Here is a 19,423-nt window from a genome sequence, read left to right on the forward strand (position 1 = left end):
GCTGCACTGGCTTTCGCGTATCTGGCCATTCTAATGTCCGCAGAGAACATAACGGACTTATTCGCACCTTCCCTAACGTCTAGCTTGGCATAGATGTTTTTGCGATGCCGTCTGAGAGTTTCAATGGATATATTCAACTGCTCAGCGCAGGCTTGAGTGCTGTAGCCCTGTAGGGTGAGACCTAAGACATCTTTTTCACGGCCGGTTAAACACGAGCGACCAAACAGATCAAACGCTAAGTTAACGCTTTTTTCAAAACCGGGTATGACTTTTAAATCCTGCTCTTCTTGCTTGGACAGTTTTAAAAAAGCCCACTGATGTAAACTCAACTCTCTTATAATCGGTTCGACGCTGCGAAGAAATGCTAATGCTTCCTCGTTAAATTTAGAGGAGCTTTTCTTACGCATTAGCGATATCTGTAGATAGGTATCCTGATCTATCTCGATGATATAGACAATCTCATCGGCGGTATCACATTGGGCGTAATAACTGCGGTAATACTCGCTTTGCTGAAAGCCTTTAGCGCTTAACTCCGTGATGCGATATAAGCCTGGCGATTGTTGATTGATGAGTGCGGCCAGATAAAACGGATCTAGCTCATATGAACCCTCTATATAGGTATCAATCTGTGCCGAACGTTCTTCTCGGCTGATTTCGAAGTAGATGGTCTTGGGTGACTTGTTACGTCGATAAAGCCATACCTGTGGGTAGTCGATCTGTACGGATCTTCTGAGAACGTCGATCAAACAGGGAAAAAAGGCATCATTGCCCAGTGCTGTCACCAATGTTGCTAACTGTTTATTCCAGTCGCTAAAGCTAGACGTTGATGCAAGGGTAAGGGCGGTCATGATCTTCTCCAGACGCGTTTAAATCGTCCGATTTTTTATCACAGAGGCACCTCAGAGACGCCGTGAATATGATCTTTGAAACTACGTGAAGCTAATACTAAAGTCAAACGGCTTGCGTGCGTGGCTAACTGCGTTAAAGCGTCAAGTTTAGCGCTGACATGACCGCGTCAAGCTTTCTGTTCTGAATAGCGCTTTCACGTTAACCCCTTAGGCGCGCTTTTGATGTAACCAAGGTTGGGTATATAGAACAACTTTTTCTCTCGCTACACTGAACGTCAAATCACACCACAACACATTGATTATCGGTGGTGATGTTTAGGATGATGTTATGAATGATGAACAGTTACAGCAGAAAGCAAAAGATCACCTTTGGATGCACTTCACTCGCATGGGGTATTATCAAAATCGGGATGTACCCATTATTTCCCATGGTGAAGGGTGTTATGTCTATGATACGCAAGGTAAAAAATACCTAGATGGTCTAGCGGGACTGTTTACCTCGCAGTTAGGTCATGGGCGAAAAGATATCGCTAAGGCGGTGGCTGAGCAAACCGAGAAACTCGGTTTCTTCCCGATCTGGTGTTACGCCCATCCTGGCGCCATCGAACTCGCATCGCGAATCGCTGAGATGACACCGGGTGATTTAAATCGTGTGTTTTTTACCAGTGGTGGTGGCGAGTCGGTAGAGGCGGCCTGGAAACTGGCGCGTCAGTATTTTGCTGAGATTGGTCAGCCACGACGCTATAAGGTGATTTCCCGAAATCTTGCTTATCACGGCACGAGTCTGGGGGCGTTATCCATTAATGGTGCAACCAGTATTAAAAATGTTTTTGAGCCGCTAGTACCCGGCGCGAGACATGTTGAAAATACCGATCTATATCGTTGTAACGGTGCCGAGGTTAATGCTGATAGCCTCTCTTATGCGAAAAAATGCGCCTTGGATATCGAACGTGCCATTGAGATCGAAGGGCCGGAAACCGTTGCCGCTGTCTTTTTGGAGCCCATCCAAAATGTGGGTGGCTGTATTGTGCCACCTGAGGGATATTTCCAAGAGGTTCGAAAAGTCTGCGATAAATACGGTGTTTTGCTGGTATCCGATGAGGTTATCTGTGCCTTTGGGCGACTCGGCTATATGTTTGGCTGTGAACGCTTTGATTATATGCCCGATATCATTACCTGCGCTAAAGGGCTGACCAGTGGTTTTGTACCGATGGGCGCAATGATCTGCCGTGATTTCCTGATGCAGCCGTTCCTCGAAGATGAGGAGAAACTGTTTTTGCATGGCTCCACTTTTGGCGGGCACCCGGTCGCTTGTGCTGCTGCCTTAGCGTCTTTGGATGCATTTGAAGCTGAAAATGTGTTAGCTAATGTGCGTGAAAATGAAGCGTTCTTTAAGCGTGAGCTAGATAAGTTACTCGAGTTGCCTATTGTTGGTGATGTCCGAGGGGCAGGCTATTTCTACGGTATCGAGCTGGTTAAAAATAAAGTCACTAAAGAACATTTCTCTGCGGAAGAATCTGAAAATGTACTGTTTAAGTTCTTATCACCTCGCTTATATGAAGAGGGCCTGATGTGTCGAACGGATGATAGAGGCGAACCGGTTATTCAGTTATCTCCGCCATTAGTGGCTGGACGGGAGGAGATCAGTGAGATGGCACGGATTCTCTATCAGGTGATTGCCGAAGCGAGTGAGCTCGTTAACGCGGCTTAATTTTTACGGTTATCTCATGCGACGTATTCATGTGATGTCCTCATGTAACATAGGCTTCTGCATGAATAGTCGCTGGAATACAGGCAGATAAGAGTAAGGTGAGTATGAATAAGCAGCTTTATATTGGTGGGAAATGGGTTAAATCGACATCCTCTAAGACGATCCCAGTGGTCAATCCGGCGACTGAGGAAGTCTTTGATTCGGTTGCGGCCGCTAATGCCGAAGATGTAGACGCGGCGGTTAAGGCCGCTCGTGAAGCTTTTGATAATGGCCCTTGGTCGATGATGAGTGGAGCGCAGCGGGCGGTATTTTTACGCCAGATAGCCGCTCAAATTGAGTTGCGAAAGGATGAAATTGTTCGGCTTGAAGTGCTGGATAATGGTAAACCCCAGCCTGAAGCCGAATGGGATATTGATGATGCGGTGGGGACCTTTAACTTTTACGCTGATTTGGCTGAAGGGCTTGATGACGCGGATGAGACGATCGAACTCTCGGATGATAGTTTCAGTTCCATCGCTGTAAAAGAACCGTTAGGGGTTGCCGGCGCGATTATTCCGTGGAATTTCCCTTTATTAATGGCGGCATGGAAAGTGGCTCCGGCGTTAGCGGCGGGTTGCACCATGGTGTTAAAACCGTCGGAAGTGACTCCCCTGACAGCCTTGGTATTGGCTGACATCGTTGATGCTGTGAAACTACCTGCTGGTGTGCTGAATGTTGTTACCGGTTTCGGTGCCGATGCTGGACGGGCGCTGTCTGAGCACCTAGGGGTGGATAAGCTGGCGTTTACTGGCTCAGTGCCCACTGGTTCGACGATTATGCGTGCGGCTGCAAGGGATGTTAAAAATATTAGCTTAGAGCTAGGCGGTAAGTCGCCGTTTATTGTGTTTGCCGATAGTGATATTGAGGCCGCCGTTGAATGGATTATGTTTGGTATTTTCTGGAATCAGGGGCAGGTGTGTTCTGCGACCTCTCGTGTTCTAGTAGAAGATTCGCTGTATGGCCCTCTGCTGGAGCGGTTGGTTGAAGAGGCGAATAAAATCACCATTGGGCCAGGCAATGAAGCGGTTTTGCTCGGCCCGTTGGTGAGTGAGGCGCAATACCAAAAAGTGTTGGCGGCTATCGCTCAGGGTGTGAAGGAGGGGGCTAAGATTGCCTGTGGTGGTCAGCGTCCGACTGGAATGCCACGGGGCTATTATGTTCAGCCTACCGTACTGATCGATATGGCTGAAGAGAGTGATGTCTGGCAGGAAGAAATTTTTGGCCCGGTGGTCTGTGTGAAACCCTTTAGTACCGAAGCTGAGGCTATTCGTCTGGCTAACGACTCTCGCTTTGGTCTGGCTGCCGCAGTGATGTCGAAGGATGACTCTCGGTGTGACAGAGTTGCTCGGAAACTGCGTGCGGGTATCGTCTGGATTAATTGTTCTCAGCCAACATTTACCGAAGCGCCTTGGGGGGGATATAAACAATCGGGGATAGGCCGCGAGTTGGGCAAATGGGGATTAAACAATTATCTGGAAACCAAGCAGGTGACAAAATACAACAGCGATAAGCCTTGGGGGTGGTACCTAAAGTCGTAAGCTTTATGTGTGTTTTGCTCATAGAGCATACTGTGACAACTTGAGAAGCTTAAGTGCTGCCGCCGACATCAGCGGGGCAGCCATTATAAAAAATATAATCGATATGGCTCTGATAAGCGCCGTTTACGGTATTTAATAAGTTTAAGCTTATACGATGAAACGGCTGAAATTGTGACATCGAAAGCACCTTAATTGGAGCATAAAATGAATCTGAAGAAGTTAAGTCTTGCAGTTGTACTGGCCACGTCACTATCAACCAGTGCCGTTGCGAATGACTCGATCAAATTCTATAACTGGTCGGATTATATTGCCCCCGATACGTTGGCTAATTTTGAAGCAGAGACAGGGTTACCGGTCACCTATGATGTGTTTGATAGTAATGAGGTATTGGAAGCGAAGTTGATGGCCGGCGGGTCGGGGTTTGATTTAGTCGTGCCGGGCTCGCAGTTTTTAGGGCGTCAGATGATGGCGGGCGTTTTTCTAGAACTTGATCGGGATAAGCTGCCTCATTATAAAAACCTAGATCCGAGCTTGATGAAAGTGTTGAGTGAAGTCGATCCCGGTAATCGCTATGGTATCCCTTATCTGTGGGGCACCACGGGCATCGGTTATAATGTTGATCAAGTGAAAAAAGTCTTGGGTGATGATGCGCCCGTGAATAGCTGGGATCTGGTGTTTAAACCGGAAAATCTTGAGAAATTAGCCTCTTGTGGCGTTGCCCTGCTGGACGCCCCTTCTGAAATACTGCCGATCGCGTTGAACTATCTGGGCAAAAATCCTAACAGTATGGAAAAGGACGATTATCGTCGAGATGCTGGTCTCGGTAAGCTGCTCTCTTCTATCCGTCCAAGTATTACTTATTTCCATTCCTCAAAATATATTAATGATTTGGCTAACGGTGATATTTGTGTTGCTGTGGGTTGGTCAGGCGATATTCTGCAGGGGGCCGCGCGAGCAGAAGAAGCCGGTAACGGTGTTAAGGTTGCTTATAGTATTCCGAAAGAGGGGACGGCGGTTTGGTTTGATATGCTGGCTATACCTGAAGATACTAGCCAACCCGATAAAGCACATAAACTACTCGATTACCTACTACAGGCCGAGGTGATTGCTGGGGTGTCTAACTATGTTGCTTATGCGAATGGTAACAAGGCCTCGATTCCGCTCATCGATACCAGTATCACTAGCGATGAAACTATTTATCCGAGTGAAGAGGTGCAAGCGAAGTTGTTTTCTCTGAAGGTGATGCCAAAGAAAATTGATCGAGTGACAACACGTCTCTGGACTGACTTTAAAGCGAACCGTTAACGTGTCGCTATCGGGGGTGTAGGCCTCCGATAGCATTTATTGTCGCATGGTATCTACGTTGGGATATTTACAGCGCTAGCTCGGCGAGTTTCAAATCCAGAGTCGCTTTGAGCAACTTATACAGCCGAATAGCCGCATCGATTTCTTCTTTACGGTTGGTCAGACTCTCTATATTCAGCCCTAACGGAATACCGAGATCGCCGCAGGCTTCCAAGATCTGATCGAGGTTATTGCGACAGATACGGATCGATTCGCCTAGCGGATTATGAGCATCCAGAATGCGATGGCGGGTTGCCTGAGGTACAGAGATTCCCAGCCATTCCATAAACTCGAGAGTCTTAGCACTACCGCAAGGGGTGAAAGTGAGAATGATTCGCTTCGGCGTTAGGTCACGTTCTTTGCATTCGCGCGCATAAGAGCTCAGCAGGTCAATGGTTGCTTGAGGGTTATATACCGCTTGAGAGACGAAAAACTCACAGCCTTGGGCACTTTTTTCTATCAGGCGTAGGTGCTCGTTGCCTTTGTTAGCATGACGCTCGGCAATGGTGACGCCACCGAGGTTAAAGTTGAGGCTGTGTTCCTGCATTGATATATAGGCTTGTGGCAGGGTGAGCTTAATATCACCGTCAGAGGAGGGGCTGCCGACTAACACCAAATCGCGGACACCGTGAGGACACCAAGCACGGTCTAGCCACTCATCAAACTCTTCGCGGCTACGTTGCGAAACACTCTTGTAGGTGATGACAGGTCGGCCCGATTTTTCCCGAAGGATAGCCGAATAGTCGCGTGGATCATGAGTATTCATAAAAGGGAACGGGCGGGGCCTATCAGTCCGACTGCTTTCGTCCTGAATGTCATAAACGATCAATCCGTCATAATCGATTTTACCAAGACGTTCGAGAAGTTTATCGCCGATATCGGATACCTGTGCCATCGAAACAGAAGACTTCGGCGGGGTGGTGCCAATAAAATAAACGCCGCGCGATGGGTCGGCGAATTTCTGTTTCAGTCGTGAATCACTCATGTGGGTATCCGTTAGCTCTTAAGTCAGGGGTTGTGCTTTTTAAGTACGATCTATTCTAACAATGAATACTGTTCATGTGTTTAAGTTATAAGGTGAAATTTTTTGCAGTTAATATGAGCCGATTTAATGTCAACTGAAATACAATACAGATAATCCCGTTTTTAATTGTTAAGGATATGTTGTGAATAAAATAAAAATGGACTTGAGTGCTATACAGCAGCAGGTAGGCACTGATCCTAAAAAACCGCGTTCTTTGCCTCCGGTGCATCTTTGGAACCCCGACTTTAGTGGCGATCTGGATATACAGATTACCCGCGATGGACGTTGGATTCATGAAGGAGGTGAAATAAAGCGTCCAGCCATGGTGAAGCTGTTCTCCTCGATTCTATGGCGTGAAGACGAGCATTATTTTTTGGTTACGCCGGTGGAAAAGGTAGGCATACAGGTTGAAGATGTGCCTTTCTTTATTACTGGTTTAGATGTGCGCCAGGGAAGCCAAGGGCAGGAGTTAGTGTTTACTTCATCCACAGATGATGTGGTGGTGGCGTCAGCGGAGCATCCGTTACGGGTAACAACGGTTCCAGGTACTGACGACGAGCCAGCCCCCTATCTGATGGTGCGTTACGGTATGGAAGGGCGGATTAATCGTAATGTTTTCTATCAATTGGCTGATTTGGCAGAAGAGCATGATGGTGTTTTTGCCGTTCAGAGTTGCGGTCAGTGGTTTGCGCTTGAGGAAGGTTATTAACCGGCGGAGAAGCAGTTATTAAAAGTCACTGCGAGTACGTGGATATTATGAGTCAAAGGGGAAACTCGTTGTAGAGGTCAATGCCAAATACTTCTCAATCAATATTATCTCGTGGTTTACAACCAAGGGGCTGTGCGTTTATGAAGTGGGTAAAAGGTGATTTCCAGCATATTTTCTATCGATTTAGGCTAATAAAGGTCGATATATTTTTTCACGCTAAAAAGAAATCAAACCTGTAATTGAAATGTTTGTTTCAGGATTGATTCGTCAGTACACCTTAGTCGATTCGGTATAAATAAGACCTGTTTTTATTGGAATTATTTTATAAAATTAAAAAGCCTCGTTTTTCTGAACGAGGCCTCACCTGTTTTACTTTATCAAAGATGACAGATTGTGAATTGCTTCTTCATTGATCCATGTTGACCAAATATCAGATTGAGTAGTAATGAAATGGACGGCTGTTTCTTCTGCTGATGCTTTGTTTATTTCTTGCCAAGCTAATAATTTATTTATTGTATCGGAAGAAAATGAAATATGAGTCATTAACTTGTAAACTTCTGGATTATTTTTCGAAAATTCAGTTGTAACAGCTGTAAGCACTGCTGCTGAAGGAAACGAACTGACTCCTGGGGTTTGACAATCTGCTTGCGCATTACACTCGTGAATTTCTTTATGGTATGGCCCAAGATCCACATGGGTCATTTCATATTTCCCTAAGATAGCAGTAGGTCCCCAGTAAAATCCAAGCCATGGTTCTTTGTTGTTATATGCAGAGACTAGAGATGTTGCTAATGTTTCACTTGATCCATGATTGAAGGTTTTAATTTGATGGCCTTTAAAATCGAGTGCTTCAGCAAGGTGGTCGTTTATAATGCGGCACCCCCATCCTTCGGGGCAATTATGAAATAATCCATTAACAAGTTTTGGGTTTTCTAAAATACCTTCCATAGTTTTAAGCTCTGGATGTCTCTCTGCTAAGTATTTAGGTATATAGAAGCCCCTTTCCCCACCGTCTGAAATTACATTGGCCGCAATTACAACTTTACCTTGTTTTTCTAGTTCATAAACAACCGGTGCACTAGTCGACCAAATCTCTGTAACGATATGAGGCTCACCTGTTTCAGCAAGAGATGTTAATGCTGGTACAGTTGATGAAGGCACAACTGTTACATCGCATCCATAACCTTGCTCCATTAAAAACTTGGATACGTTGGTAACAAATGCCGCAGAGGCCCAATTCATTTTTGTAATAATGACTTTTCCGCAATCGGCATGACTTGTTGATGATAATAGTGCTAATGTAAGAAAAAAGCTCCTTAAAGAAAGCGACTTTTTAGATATCTGAAGTATTTTCATAATATTCCTTTTGACTATTTTTTTTAGGGTTTTAGAATTCAGCTATTGGGTTACCTAGTACTTCCATAATCGGAGTGACGCCTAAGCCAGGCCTTGAAGAACAGTTAATTCTTGATTGATGAACTTGTGGTCCATTAATAGAACTTTCAGTTTCAATGATGCTTGCTGGGTTCCAGACGCTTAACAACTTGTTTTGTGGTGTAGAGTGGGCCAAATGGGTAATGGCTGCACTTGTAATTGTGCTGCCTCCCATGCATTGGATTAGCATAGGAATATTAAATTCGGAACAAAAATCTCTCATTTTTCGAGCAGAACTAAGCCCACCAACACGGCCAAGCTTAATGTTAACGCCATCTAGCACACCATCCGATTGTGCTCTCACAAGAATATCTAGCCCAGTCGCACATTCGTCTAAGATGAGTGGAATATTGGATGACCTGCGTAAATTCCTACATTCTTCGTAAGTTTGGCAAGGCTGCTCTATCACAATGTCAATATCTCTACATGCTTTGGTAAAGCGCAATGCCTCATCGATACGCCAACCTCCATTCGCGTCGATTCGTATTGTTTCGTAAGAGCGTAAGAGTTCAGAGAGTTGTCTGATAAATTGAATATCGGTATTGATATCACCGCTGGCTTTAACAGAGAGCTGAGTTATGTTATCAAGACGAAATGCATCTAACTTACTTTTTAAAGATTCATCTACCTGAGTTCCAATAAATGCAGTCACTGGCATGTTAGTAGACTGACATCCGCCAAGTAAGGTATATAGCGGTGTTTGGGTCGACTTGCCTAGAAGGTCCCAGCAGGCCATTTCAATAGCATGCTTTGCGTAACCATGTCCCACTAATGTATCGTCCATAAGGGATGATATTAAACCGATGTTTGTTGGATCTTGGCCAATTAATTTTGGTGCCACTTCTTCGATTACGCTTCGGACGCCTTTAGCAAAAGCAGGTAAGTAGTTTGCTCCCCAAGGCACGCTTTCTCCCCAGCCAATGTGTTCGGTATTGGTTACTACCTTCACAATAGTAGCATCTAAATATTTATTTACTCTCCCTCCGGAAAGTATCATCTTCTCTCCTTTTTTATAGAAAAGGTTAAGTTGATAAATAATGATATTAGTGATTTTCAAGTGAGGTTCCTATGAATAGAAAAGTTTTTTTATTGTTATGTATGATAATAAAATATCGGTGTAGGAGGAGTTAATCAAACAATTAAAAGTTGGCCGGTTGGATAACTTTAATTTATGTGAAAAATGAATCCGGCGAACAGGAAAATATAAACTGAATCCGTGACTCTATTCGCCAGTCAGTGCTCAGTGCACTCAAACAGTAACGCTCTTTAAAAATTCGGTCTCATTCGAGGGTTTAACTGGACTGCCAGCGAGATTTTCGGCTTTGGTCGGCCCTGGTTAATAGCATCTGCAGTGCTACATTAAGCAAGGCTCCAATCTGTTGAAAGGTTTTACCCTTCTCACGAAATTTAATCGCATATTGACGTAAAAGTTATTGTTGCTCTGTGCTTGCGTGCATCTGAAATTATGGTCACATTATATCAGGTGTAAACTTCCATCGGGCTAATAGCGCAGGTTATAGGTGATAAACACGTTGGGGTGAACATTCAGCCTCGTTTCCCCATGGTTACGGGTCTGATTGATTCGAGAGAGGCAGGGCGATGTCAACAGAGGCACTTTTGCTCCATTGCAGACACATTTTTACGGGTTCTCTTATCGATTAAGATCAGTTTTTTTAACCCAAAAGGCCCAGTTATTATTGTTTGAAGGTTGGTGTTGATAACGTTAGATTGCTTTTAGCATCGGCAAAGGTAATCACTCGGCGATCGCTTTATTTTTCGGTTGTGTAAACGTAAATGCCCCGTTTAAGCGCGGGTTTCATTTATACGAGTTGATAGGTTTATTATGTCCTTTTGTCTTTACTCATATTGGGTTGCTTCACGTTACCATTTAATTCTACTTTTATTATAGGTTATTATATGCCAACTATTCGAATTGAAGGCCTATCTGATGATGGGTATGACATTAATCATTTATTGACGCGATGTACTGAAGCTGCCGCTTCTGCTTTGGATATTCCAAAAGATTGGGTGTGGGCTCTTTTTCGAACAGTGGAGCCCGGTTGTTATGTTGAGGGTGAAAATGCTTGGCAAGGTAGTGAAGTTAAACAGGCGACTCTATTAGTTTCAATTGTCGCTCTGGAAGGTCGGTCAGCCGAATTGAAAGCCTCTCTGCTGGAGGCTGTCGCAACGACCGTATCTGAGGTTACCGGTGTGATATTAGAAAAAGTGTTTGTTGAATATCGTGACATTCCTAAAGGCCAGGCGTTTAGTGGTGGTATGGTTGTTTAATCAAAGTTTTTAATCACTATTTAATATTGATTGTTGAAGTAATAAGTGGTTTTTCAATGCTGATGAATTGATTTTAAGGATTGATAGCCGCTCTAGCATAACGAAAAACTAATACCATTTTTATTTAGAGATGTGTGATGAAAATAACAAAAATTAAAGTGTATCAAGTTGATATGCCTTTTACTGCTGGGGCTTATTTTCTTTCTGGGGGGCGTTCATTTGAAGCACTCGATAGTACGATTGTCAGTATTGAAACTGATGCGGGTATTATTGGTTGGGGAGAAACATGTCCTTTTGGCATATCTTATCTGCCTGGGTTTGCGGTTGGAGCAAGGGCGGGTATTGCCGAGATAGCGCCCCATTTGATTGGTCAAGACCCTCGAAAGCTCATCAATATTAATAATTTGATGGACAAGGTGCTTTGTGGTCATGGTTTTTTAAAATCAGCCTTGGATATGGCGTGCTGGGATATACTAGGTCAATCGTCTGATATGCCGTTATATGATCTTTTTGGTGGTATGCAGACTAAAAAATTGCCTATTGTTGCCTCGGTTTCTGATCGCCCTGAACCTCAACAAATGATTGATGATATTAATCGTTTTAGAGAAAAGGGGTATTTTCACTTTTCGGCTAAAGCGAGTGGGAACCCTGATAAAGATATTCGTCAGTTTCAGGCGGTTGCCTCGCAGATGAAGCCAGGGGAGGTGTTGCTCGTCGATGCTAACACAGGTTGGAAGCAACATGCTGCCCTTCGGGTAGTGAGAGCCTTGCAGCCGTATGATCTTTATATTGAATCACCTTGCCGAACTTATGAAGAAACTCTTTCGATACGTCAGCAGACTGATCTGCCAATGATGTTTGATGAGGTCTTTCAAGGTATCGATGTATTGCTTCGGGCGCACCGAGATAATGCAGCCGACGTTGTAAATTTGAAAATATCGAAGGTGGGTGGGCTAACAAAAGCAAAACTTATTAAAGATCTGTGTGTTGAGATGGGGATGGCTTTGACTGTTCAGGATACGGGAGGAGGCGCATTTGCACAGGCCGCCATTGCTCATATTGGACATACAATTCCTGAAAATCTTCTCTTATCAGTCTGGGACTGCACTGAAATGACAAATGTGAGTGTGGGGCAAGGTGCTGTTGTTGAGAATGGTTATATGATGTTGCCTTCAGGCCGCTCTGGTCTGGGTGTCGAGCCACATAGTGAGGTGTTAGGGCAAGCCGTAGCTCAATATGCGTAAAGCTTTATACGGTTACCGTTTAAAGCACTTATTTGAATTTTAACAATCGGATATTGTGCGGTTGGTAAAAGCACGCTTGCTTACATATTTTTAATCTTTTTAGGCGCATATCAGCGCCTTTTTTTATTGTTTATGCATTACTTTTTTTAACTCAAATGACATTTTATTCATCGTTTGAATCGAGCCAAAGCGAAGCTTACATTGACGTTCAGGCTATTAAGTCGTCAGTTGGTGATGAAGTTCTATGCTTTGGTCACAGATGATTTTGAATAGGGTTTAATCTTTTAAATATAATAATTGGAGTTATAAAAATGCAGATTTCTTTTGCCGGTAAGCGAGTCATGATCACCGCGGGTGCCGCAGGTATGGGGCGTGCGACGGCGATGGCGATGCATAAATTGGGCGCCACCGTATTTACGTGTGATGTTGATGAACAGGGGTTAGCCAGTTTGCCTGAGGGTATTACTACCTTCGTGTGTGATGTTTCAGATTCTTCTGCTGTTAACGCCATGTTTGATCAAATATTACCCGGTGGCCTTGATATTATGGTGAACAATGCCGGTATCGGAGGCCCAACAAAGCCTGTGGAAGATGTGACAGATGATGAATGGTCTCAATGTATGTCTGTATGTATTGATTCTCAGTTTTATTGTACCCGTCGAGTTGTTCCGGTATTTAAGGCAAATCAAAGTGGTGTCATTATCAATCTAGTCTCTGCGGCCGGTATTTTGGGCTTTCCTAACCGCAGCCCCTATGTTGCGGCAAAATGGGCTGTGTCTGGGTTTACAAAATCGATGGCGATGGAGTTAGGACAAGACAATATTCGTGTGAACGGCATCGTGCCTGGCAATGTTAACGGTGAGCGCATGGAGCGTGTCATCTTGGCTCATGCTGAGGCAGAAGGCATTGACCCAGCAGAAGTGCGCCGTCTCTATGCTATTGGCACATCCATGCAGTGCTATGTTGACCCTGAAGAGATCGCCGATACGATCTGCTTTTTATGTTCTGATTATGGCCGTCATATTTCAGGGCAGATTGTCGGTGTCGATGGATTTACTGAAACCTTGTATCCGCGCACTTAAATAGGCGTTTAAGGCAAGTTTTTTAAACCTTGCCTTTATGCTTGTACCGTTTAATAACATGGCCCGTTAAAAATGATTGTTCACTTTTTAACGGACATCGGTGGTGATTTTATTATGGTTAATTTAAGTGAATATGATCGGCGGCTGCTATCGGGTGACGAAGGTAAGGCTAAACAGTTAGCGATGCAGGTCATGGTGCGTGCAGCTGAAGTGTCAGGGGTTGATCGCTTAGTCGATGTGAGTATGGCTCATGTTAACAGTTGTTTTTATAGTGGCCAGGTTGGTGTTGATTTTGCGGAGTTCTTATTGAAAGAAGGTGGAACGGTCGCTGTTCCTACGTTGACGAATGTTGGTTTGATTGATTTATTGCATCCTGACTTACGGCCTGAGAAAAGTAATCAAGAAGCGGTTCAGGGGGCGCGTAAGCTTATGGCTATTTACGAGAAGCTGGGCTGCGAAGTGGTATGGACCTGTGCGCCGTATCAACTTAAAGAACGTCCGAGGTTAGGTGATCAAATAGTCGGCTCTGAGTCTAATGCGGTGTCTTTTTACAACTCGGTATTAGGTGCACGAACAAATAAGTACGGTGATTTTCTTGATATTTGTGCGGCTGTTACTGGGCGTGCACCTTATGCCGGTTTGCATCGAGATGAATGCCGACGAGGCGAAGTTTTATTTCGGGTTGAGGGTGTGCCTGCCAAACTGCGTGAAGAAGATATTTTTTATCATGTGCTGGGTATTATCTTGGGGCGGGAATCGGGTACGAGTATTCCTGTTATCGAAGGGCTGCCCCAGAGTGTTAATGAGGATCAATTGAAGGCTGTAAGTGCTGCAGGTGCTGCATCTGGTTCTGTCAGTTTGTTTCATGCCATTGGTATCACCCCGGAAGCGGCGAGCTATGACGATGCTTTTCAGGGAGGCGAGCCGGTTCGAGTCGTTGATGTGACGGCTGAGATGCTAACAACCGCGAGAGATATGCTTTCTCATGCGAATAGTGGAGCATTGGCTGCGGTTTGTTTGGGGACTCCTCACTTTTCGCTGACTGAGTTTGCTAAGTTAATGCCATTAATACGTGGCCGAAAAGTGAATTCTAAGGTGAATTTCTTTATCTCAACGAGCCGCTTTATTTTGGCCGACGTTGAGAAGCAGGGTTGGCTATCGGAGCTGGAAGATGCAGGGGTTCGTATGGTCGTAGACACCTGTACTTATTTTACGCCGGTGGTGAATGGGGTCGAGGGGAGGGTAATGACTAATTCTGGCAAATGGGCTTACTATGCCCCCGGTATGCTTGATGTCAGTGTTGTCTTTGGCAGCATGGAAGAGTGTGTAGAATCCGCAGTGCAGGGGACTGTTTGGCGTGATGAGCGGCTATGGGATAGTGAGTTCTGGGGGGGTGAGTAATGGCAGAGTATAAAGGTCGAGTTCTGAATAAAGGACAGGTGAGCGGTGACGTATTATTACTTGATGAGCCGCTTAGTTTTTGGGGGGGCTATGATCCAGAAACGGGCGTCATCCTTGATAAGCAACATCCGCAGGTAGGTCTCGTTATGACCGGTAAGATTGTGGTGATGCCCGGCACGCGAGGCTCTTCTGGTACGCCTGGGGTATTAGGTGAATCGCTTCGTTTAGGTACAGGCCCTTTAGGGTTAATCTTGAATAAGGGGGATATTAATGTCACTGCCGCCGCGATGATCGTGTCTACGTTGTATAATATAGACTGTCCGGTGATTGAATTGGATGTGGATGCGTTTGCCCAGTTAGTTGATAACATCCCCTTAAGTATTAGTTTAGAAGGGCAAGTCACCCAATAGGTCCTTTTGTAGCCTCCTGAAAGTAATCGCTTTTCAGGAGGTTATCATCCTCGATATAAAGCTGTAACCTCTAGAAGAATTATCAAAAATCGCTGATAATTCATCATAAATAAAAGTTTCTAGAAATATTTCTAGTTTGAGGCTTATGCGTAATTTCCGAAAACAACTCCCCCCGATGACCAGTCTGATTGCTTTTGAGGCCGCCGCTCGGTATATGAGTTTTACCAAGGCCGCCGAAGAGCTCAATCTGACACAGGCTGCCATTAGTCGACAAGTAAGGCTGTTAGAAGAAAATCTGGGCGTTGCTCTGTTTGTTCGTTCCCACCGAGCGGTTAGGTTAACAACGCAAGGGCGTAATTTTCAGCATACGGTTAGTGATGCACTGGAGCGGCTGGTGTATGGTGCCCAAGAGTTACGTACCCATCATCAGGGTACGACTATTTCTGTTTCTGCCGATATGGCTATTTCGACGTTCTGGCTTATGCCTCGGTTAAGTCAGTTTCGTAGTGAATACCCTGATATCACGATTCGGCTGATAGCATCAGATGATCAAATGCTTACAGAGAGTGATGATATTGATGTATCGATTCAGTTGGGACAAGGGGGGATCGATGAGCAAGAATCAATATTCCTGTTTCAAGCGGAAGTGTTTCCTGTTTGCAGCCCCGAATATCTTAAGCGCTATCCAAATTTAGAATCTGAAGCTGATTTGTTAGCAACAACATTGTTGCGGTTAGAGGATGAGCGTTGGAATTGGCTCGATTGGCCCGCTTGGTATGCGCTTAATCATATTCAGTTAGAGGGTAATCGCAATGATTTATATATTAATAACTATCCTCTGCTGATTCAGGCCGCAATGATGGGGCAAGGGGTCGCTCTGGGTTGGCAGCACCTAGTTGACGATATGATTAGTTCGGGACATTTAGTTAAGCCAGTCAAATCCAGTATACAAACGAAAAGGGGGTTTTATATTGTTTTTCCAAATAAACATGAGATAAGCCCTGCCGCGAAGAAATTTAGTACATGGTTAATGTCACAATGCACTGTGGTTTAATTATCTAGGGCGTTATGAACAGTGGTAATATATCACTGTGTAAGGTAAATCTGTGTTTGGGGGCAAATCGATACGCCAGCGCTGCGTCGGTCCCTGCTTTGAAACTGATATTTCTGTTGTTGTATTTCCATTCATAGGTGTTGCAATCATATTGGATTGCTGTACATAAAAAATTAATCAATGGTTGGTGTATGAAACGGCTTGATTTTAATCAATTAGCAACCTTTGTCGCGATCGTGGATGCTAGCAGTATTACTAAAGCCGCCGCATCATTGCATCGCACTCAAGCGGCTATCAGTATTCAATTAAAGAAACTGGAAGAGGGGACGGGTAAGCAACTACTCAATCGCAGTTATAACCAATTCACTTTGACCCGCGAGGGTGAAATTCTCTTATCTTATGCACGCCGAATTTTAAAACTATCCGAAGAAGCCTTTAATGCCATTAGTGATGAAGATATCACGGGTATTGTTCGCTTTGGTATCCCTGATGGTTATGCCCGGGCGTTTATACAGAATGTTCTGCGAGAATTTATGCATCGTTTTCCTCAGATCCGTATACAGATCAAAAATGATGATAGTCATAATTTATACAAGAGTTTACATCTTGGGGATCTCGATCTTATTTTAGTCACTCGCGATCTCAAAGAATCGGGTGGCGAGCTCATTCGAAGAGAAAAGGTTTGTTGGGTCGCCGCGAAAGATTATCAGTTCGATATTAATCAACCCATTCCGTTGGCGCTTTATGAGCAGGGCTGCGCGTACCGTAAAAATATGGTGGAGAAACTTAACCAGGTAGGCAAAGATTGGTTTGTATCGTTTGAGTGTCAGGGAGTGACGGGATTTGATATCGCTATTTCGAATGGCTTGGCTATATCGGCTTCAGCAGAATCTTTGGTGAAAGATGAGTGGCGTATTATTAAAGCCTCAGAGGGGTTGCCTGATTTAGGCAATATTGAAGTTGAATTGCACCGGATTCCAGGTGAAGGTAGTGAAGCGATACGTTGTTTTGCCGATGAGCTAACACGTCAAATCAGTAACATTCATATTGGCGAAGCGCATTAATATCGAGCTATAAATAAGCTCTGCGTGTGAATCACAGCAGAGCTTATTAGGTCTTACTGAGCCTTTCTAGGCGGCATCTGTTTGAGTGCGAATACCGTCATCGGAGGGCGCGCGAGGGACTAACGCCCTGACGAGGTCTTTCATGCAGATCGTGCCAATCGCCTGTTGGCCTTCCATGACCTGATACACTTTTGTGGTATCACCATCTGAATGGGAGATAACGCTTTCGAGTGTGTCGTTGTGGTCCACTTGGCCTGCCGTCTTGATCGATGAGTCAGACAGTGGCTGCATCACCGAACGCACCCGTAGTACCCTGGCCCGGTTAATATCGCTAACAAAGTCTTCAATATAGGGGTCGGAAGGGTTGAGTAGAATCTCCTGTGGTTCCCCTTGCTGTATCACTTCACCATCTTTCAGAATGACGAGGTGATCGGCGAGCTTTAGGGCTTCATCTAGGTCATGACTGATAAAGATAATGGTTTTATGGAGTTCCTTCTGTAGTTCGAGGAGTAAGTCCTGCATGTCGGTACGGATTAGGGGGTCAAGCGCCGAGAACGCTTCGTCCATCAGCATGACTGTCGCGTTCGAGGTTAATGCCCGTGCAATTCCCACCCGCTGCTGCATGCCGCCCGATAGTTGGCTGGGATAGTGCTCTTCAAACCCAGCCAGACCAACCCGTGCAAGCCATTTAATGGCTTCAGCATCGGCTTCTTTGGCACTGATACCTCGGACTCTCAAAGCGGTTCCGGCATTTTCTAAGACCGTTTTATGGGGCAACAGAGCAAACTTCTGAAACACCATCGACATATCCGTCTGCCGCATTTTTCTCAGTTCGTCGTCAGATAGTGTCATCACATCAACACCATCAATCAAAATTTGACCGTCGGTGGGCTCAATCAGGCGATTAAAGTGGCGTATTAAGGTCGATTTTCCTGACCCTGATAGACCCATAATGACCGTAATATCACCGTCTTTCATATCGACGTTGATATCTTTGAGTCCCATCACATGATTGTGTTGCTCCATGAGTTCATTTTTTTCAACACCCTGTTTGGCAAACTCAAGTGCTGTTTGAGGATCCGAGCCAAAAATTTTGTATAGCTGTTTAATCGATACCTTTGTTGCTTTAGTCATTTTGGTTAGCCTCAGTGATTATTGTGAGAAACGTCAACGCGAGCCAGCGCTGCTTTACTGACGCGGTCTAACAGAATGGCAAGAATGACAATACAGAAGCCTGATACCAATCCAACACCCAATTCGAGATTATTAATGCCGCGTAATACGAGAACACCCAGGCCCGGCGCCGATACTAATGAGGCGATTACAACCATCGCCAGTGACATCATGATGGTTTGGTTTACCCCGGCCATGATGGTGGGCAGTGCGAGTGGGAGTTCAACATTCAGTAGTTTTTGCCGTGCTGTCATGCCGAAAGCGTTGGCCGCTTCGATAATATCTTGATCAACCAAGCGGATGCCTAGATCCGTTAAGCGCACCACCGGTACGATGGCATAGAGAATAATCGCAATACCATAGAGTTTTGATTCGGTGACACTAAAGAGGAAAATTAAGGGTATTAGGTAGACGAAGGTCGGTAGGGTTTGCAACATATCGAGCACGGGAATGGCTGATTTTTGCAGTCGATCATATTTCGACATGGCAATGCCTATGGGGACACCTATGATCACACTTAAGCCGGTACAGATAAAGATGATGGCCATCGTCTGAACCGCATAGGTGTAGTGGTCAATAAAGGCGAGAAATAACCAGGTTATCGCTACCAGTAAAGGAGCACCTTTGGTCCGTGTCACTGAATAAACAGCGAAGATTGTGAGACTGATTAATAACCACCAAGGGGTCGCAACAAAGAGCCAGATGGCACCATCCAGCAACCAGCTAAGGGGCTGCGTCAACGGGTCTAGTACGAATTGTAAACTGCTTTTGATGCTAAGAAAAAATTGTTCTACCCCATTGGTCATATCGCGGGTGCGGGGAATTGAATTACAGGCTGCATGCAAATTATCTAATGAAGGGAAAGGCATATCCCACAATGACGTATCAGCTTCGCTGGCTGTTTTATTCTTAGCCAATAATTGGGCCATAGTCATCGGGCCATCTTGTTTGGTAATGCCACACCAGTCCTGCAATCCCAATGTGCTAAACATCGAGTCATAAAATGCCATAACGTTATTCCTGTTTTATTCTTGATACGCGGTGAAATCTTTGTAGGTT

At 44.9% G+C, this 19,423-nt stretch carries 17 protein-coding genes; 11 read left to right on the forward strand and 6 right to left on the reverse strand.

Features of this window, described 5'->3' with window-relative positions; genetic code table 11:
* On the reverse strand, positions 1-848 hold an 848-nt coding region (locus Q4488_RS09080), incomplete at its 3' end, for a helix-turn-helix transcriptional regulator (RefSeq protein ID WP_303580159.1).
* Positions 849-1,176: 328 nt separating this feature from the next.
* On the opposite strand from Q4488_RS09080, the gene Q4488_RS09085 reads away from it, so the two are divergent.
* From Q4488_RS09085 to Q4488_RS09095, 3 genes are all read left to right on the forward strand, one after another.
* Positions 1,177-2,559 carry an aspartate aminotransferase family protein gene (locus Q4488_RS09085; RefSeq protein ID WP_303580160.1) on the forward strand — a complete coding sequence of 461 codons (1,383 nt, stop codon included), beginning with the start codon at positions 1,177-1,179 and terminating at the stop codon, positions 2,557-2,559.
* A 104-nt stretch (positions 2,560-2,663) separates the two neighbouring features.
* Complete coding sequence (locus tag Q4488_RS09090) at positions 2,664-4,136, forward strand: aldehyde dehydrogenase family protein (protein ID WP_303580161.1); 1,473 nt, start codon at positions 2,664-2,666, stop codon at positions 4,134-4,136.
* Between the two features lie 204 nt (positions 4,137-4,340).
* A complete protein-coding gene (locus Q4488_RS09095) occupies positions 4,341-5,441 on the forward strand; it encodes an extracellular solute-binding protein (RefSeq protein ID WP_303580162.1) in 1,101 nt (366 codons plus the stop codon).
* 67 nt (positions 5,442-5,508) lie between these two features.
* On the opposite strand, the gene Q4488_RS09100 is transcribed toward Q4488_RS09095, so the two are convergent.
* A complete protein-coding gene (locus Q4488_RS09100; RefSeq protein WP_303580163.1) occupies positions 5,509-6,465 on the reverse strand; it encodes a methylenetetrahydrofolate reductase in 957 nt (318 codons plus the stop codon).
* Positions 6,466-6,646: 181 nt separating this feature from the next.
* Between Q4488_RS09100 and Q4488_RS09105 the strand changes: the two genes are divergently transcribed.
* On the forward strand, positions 6,647-7,213 hold the full coding sequence (locus tag Q4488_RS09105; RefSeq protein WP_303580164.1) for a DUF1285 domain-containing protein: 567 nt from the start codon (positions 6,647-6,649) through the stop codon (positions 7,211-7,213).
* Positions 7,214-7,582: 369 nt separating this feature from the next.
* Here Q4488_RS09105 and Q4488_RS09110 read toward each other — a convergent pair whose 3' ends face one another.
* Positions 7,583-8,569 carry an ABC transporter substrate-binding protein gene (locus Q4488_RS09110; RefSeq protein WP_303580165.1) on the reverse strand — a complete coding sequence of 329 codons (987 nt, stop codon included), beginning with the start codon at positions 8,567-8,569 and terminating at the stop codon, positions 7,583-7,585.
* A gap of 31 nt (positions 8,570-8,600) precedes the next feature.
* On the reverse strand, positions 8,601-9,704 hold the full coding sequence (locus Q4488_RS09115) for a mandelate racemase/muconate lactonizing enzyme family protein (protein WP_303580166.1): 1,104 nt from the start codon (positions 9,702-9,704) through the stop codon (positions 8,601-8,603).
* Positions 9,705-10,564: 860 nt separating this feature from the next.
* Between Q4488_RS09115 and Q4488_RS09120 the strand changes: the two genes are divergently transcribed.
* From Q4488_RS09120 to Q4488_RS09150, 7 genes are all read left to right on the forward strand, one after another.
* Complete coding sequence (locus Q4488_RS09120) at positions 10,565-10,936, forward strand: tautomerase family protein (RefSeq protein ID WP_303580167.1); 372 nt, start codon at positions 10,565-10,567, stop codon at positions 10,934-10,936.
* Positions 10,937-11,073: 137 nt separating this feature from the next.
* A complete protein-coding gene (locus tag Q4488_RS09125; protein ID WP_303580168.1) occupies positions 11,074-12,180 on the forward strand; it encodes a mandelate racemase/muconate lactonizing enzyme family protein in 1,107 nt (368 codons plus the stop codon).
* A 311-nt stretch (positions 12,181-12,491) separates the two neighbouring features.
* The gene (locus Q4488_RS09130; protein ID WP_303580169.1) at positions 12,492-13,262 is read left to right on the forward strand and encodes an SDR family oxidoreductase; all 771 of its coding nucleotides are present in this window, start codon (positions 12,492-12,494) and stop codon (positions 13,260-13,262) included.
* Between the two features lie 114 nt (positions 13,263-13,376).
* Positions 13,377-14,663, forward strand: a complete 1,287-nt coding sequence (locus Q4488_RS09135) for an aconitase X catalytic domain-containing protein (RefSeq protein ID WP_303580170.1) — start codon at positions 13,377-13,379, stop codon at positions 14,661-14,663.
* Positions 14,663-15,073: a DUF126 domain-containing protein gene (locus Q4488_RS09140; RefSeq protein ID WP_303580171.1), complete on the forward strand. Its 411-nt coding sequence runs from the start codon at positions 14,663-14,665 to the stop codon at positions 15,071-15,073. Before Q4488_RS09135 ends, Q4488_RS09140 begins: the two co-directional genes overlap by 1 nt.
* A gap of 145 nt (positions 15,074-15,218) precedes the next feature.
* Positions 15,219-16,127, forward strand: a complete 909-nt coding sequence (locus tag Q4488_RS09145; protein WP_303580172.1) for a LysR substrate-binding domain-containing protein — start codon at positions 15,219-15,221, stop codon at positions 16,125-16,127.
* Between the two features lie 191 nt (positions 16,128-16,318).
* Positions 16,319-17,191, forward strand: coding sequence for a LysR substrate-binding domain-containing protein (locus tag Q4488_RS09150; protein ID WP_303580173.1), 873 nt, complete (start codon positions 16,319-16,321; stop codon positions 17,189-17,191).
* Positions 17,192-17,257: 66 nt separating this feature from the next.
* Here the strand turns inward: Q4488_RS09150 and Q4488_RS09155 are convergent, their stop codons facing one another.
* Positions 17,258-18,325 carry a glycine betaine/L-proline ABC transporter ATP-binding protein gene (locus Q4488_RS09155; RefSeq protein ID WP_303580174.1) on the reverse strand — a complete coding sequence of 356 codons (1,068 nt, stop codon included), beginning with the start codon at positions 18,323-18,325 and terminating at the stop codon, positions 17,258-17,260.
* Positions 18,326-18,336: 11 nt separating this feature from the next.
* Positions 18,337-19,374 carry a proline/glycine betaine ABC transporter permease gene (locus tag Q4488_RS09160; RefSeq protein ID WP_303580175.1) on the reverse strand — a complete coding sequence of 346 codons (1,038 nt, stop codon included), beginning with the start codon at positions 19,372-19,374 and terminating at the stop codon, positions 18,337-18,339.
* Positions 19,375-19,423: the final 49 nt, after the last annotated feature.

It is taken from the genome of Amphritea sp. 1_MG-2023 (assembly GCF_030547545.1).
In the GTDB taxonomy this organism is placed as follows: Bacteria; Pseudomonadota; Gammaproteobacteria; order Pseudomonadales; family Balneatricaceae; genus Amphritea.

What these genes read in the sequence shown, in the direction of transcription:
- Q4488_RS09085 (WP_303580160.1), top strand. Translation starts at nt 1,177, where the DNA reads ATGAATGATGAACAGTTACAGCAGAAAGCAAAAGATCACCTTTGGATG.
- Q4488_RS09090 (WP_303580161.1), top strand. Translation starts at nt 2,664, where the DNA reads ATGAATAAGCAGCTTTATATTGGTGGGAAATGGGTTAAATCGACATCC.
- Q4488_RS09095 (WP_303580162.1), top strand. Translation starts at nt 4,341, where the DNA reads ATGAATCTGAAGAAGTTAAGTCTTGCAGTTGTACTGGCCACGTCACTA.
- Q4488_RS09100 (WP_303580163.1), bottom strand. Translation starts at nt 6,465, where the DNA reads ATGAGTGATTCACGACTGAAACAGAAATTCGCCGACCCATCGCGCGGC.
- Q4488_RS09110 (WP_303580165.1), bottom strand. Translation starts at nt 8,569, where the DNA reads ATGAAAATACTTCAGATATCTAAAAAGTCGCTTTCTTTAAGGAGCTTT.
- Q4488_RS09120 (WP_303580167.1), top strand. Translation starts at nt 10,565, where the DNA reads ATGCCAACTATTCGAATTGAAGGCCTATCTGATGATGGGTATGACATT.
- Q4488_RS09125 (WP_303580168.1), top strand. Translation starts at nt 11,074, where the DNA reads ATGAAAATAACAAAAATTAAAGTGTATCAAGTTGATATGCCTTTTACT.
- Q4488_RS09130 (WP_303580169.1), top strand. Translation starts at nt 12,492, where the DNA reads ATGCAGATTTCTTTTGCCGGTAAGCGAGTCATGATCACCGCGGGTGCC.
- Q4488_RS09135 (WP_303580170.1), top strand. Translation starts at nt 13,377, where the DNA reads ATGGTTAATTTAAGTGAATATGATCGGCGGCTGCTATCGGGTGACGAA.
- Q4488_RS09140 (WP_303580171.1), top strand. Translation starts at nt 14,663, where the DNA reads ATGGCAGAGTATAAAGGTCGAGTTCTGAATAAAGGACAGGTGAGCGGT.
- Q4488_RS09145 (WP_303580172.1), top strand. Translation starts at nt 15,219, where the DNA reads ATGCGTAATTTCCGAAAACAACTCCCCCCGATGACCAGTCTGATTGCT.
- Q4488_RS09150 (WP_303580173.1), top strand. Translation starts at nt 16,319, where the DNA reads ATGAAACGGCTTGATTTTAATCAATTAGCAACCTTTGTCGCGATCGTG.
- Q4488_RS09155 (WP_303580174.1), bottom strand. Translation starts at nt 18,325, where the DNA reads ATGACTAAAGCAACAAAGGTATCGATTAAACAGCTATACAAAATTTTT.
- Q4488_RS09160 (WP_303580175.1), bottom strand. Translation starts at nt 19,374, where the DNA reads ATGGCATTTTATGACTCGATGTTTAGCACATTGGGATTGCAGGACTGG.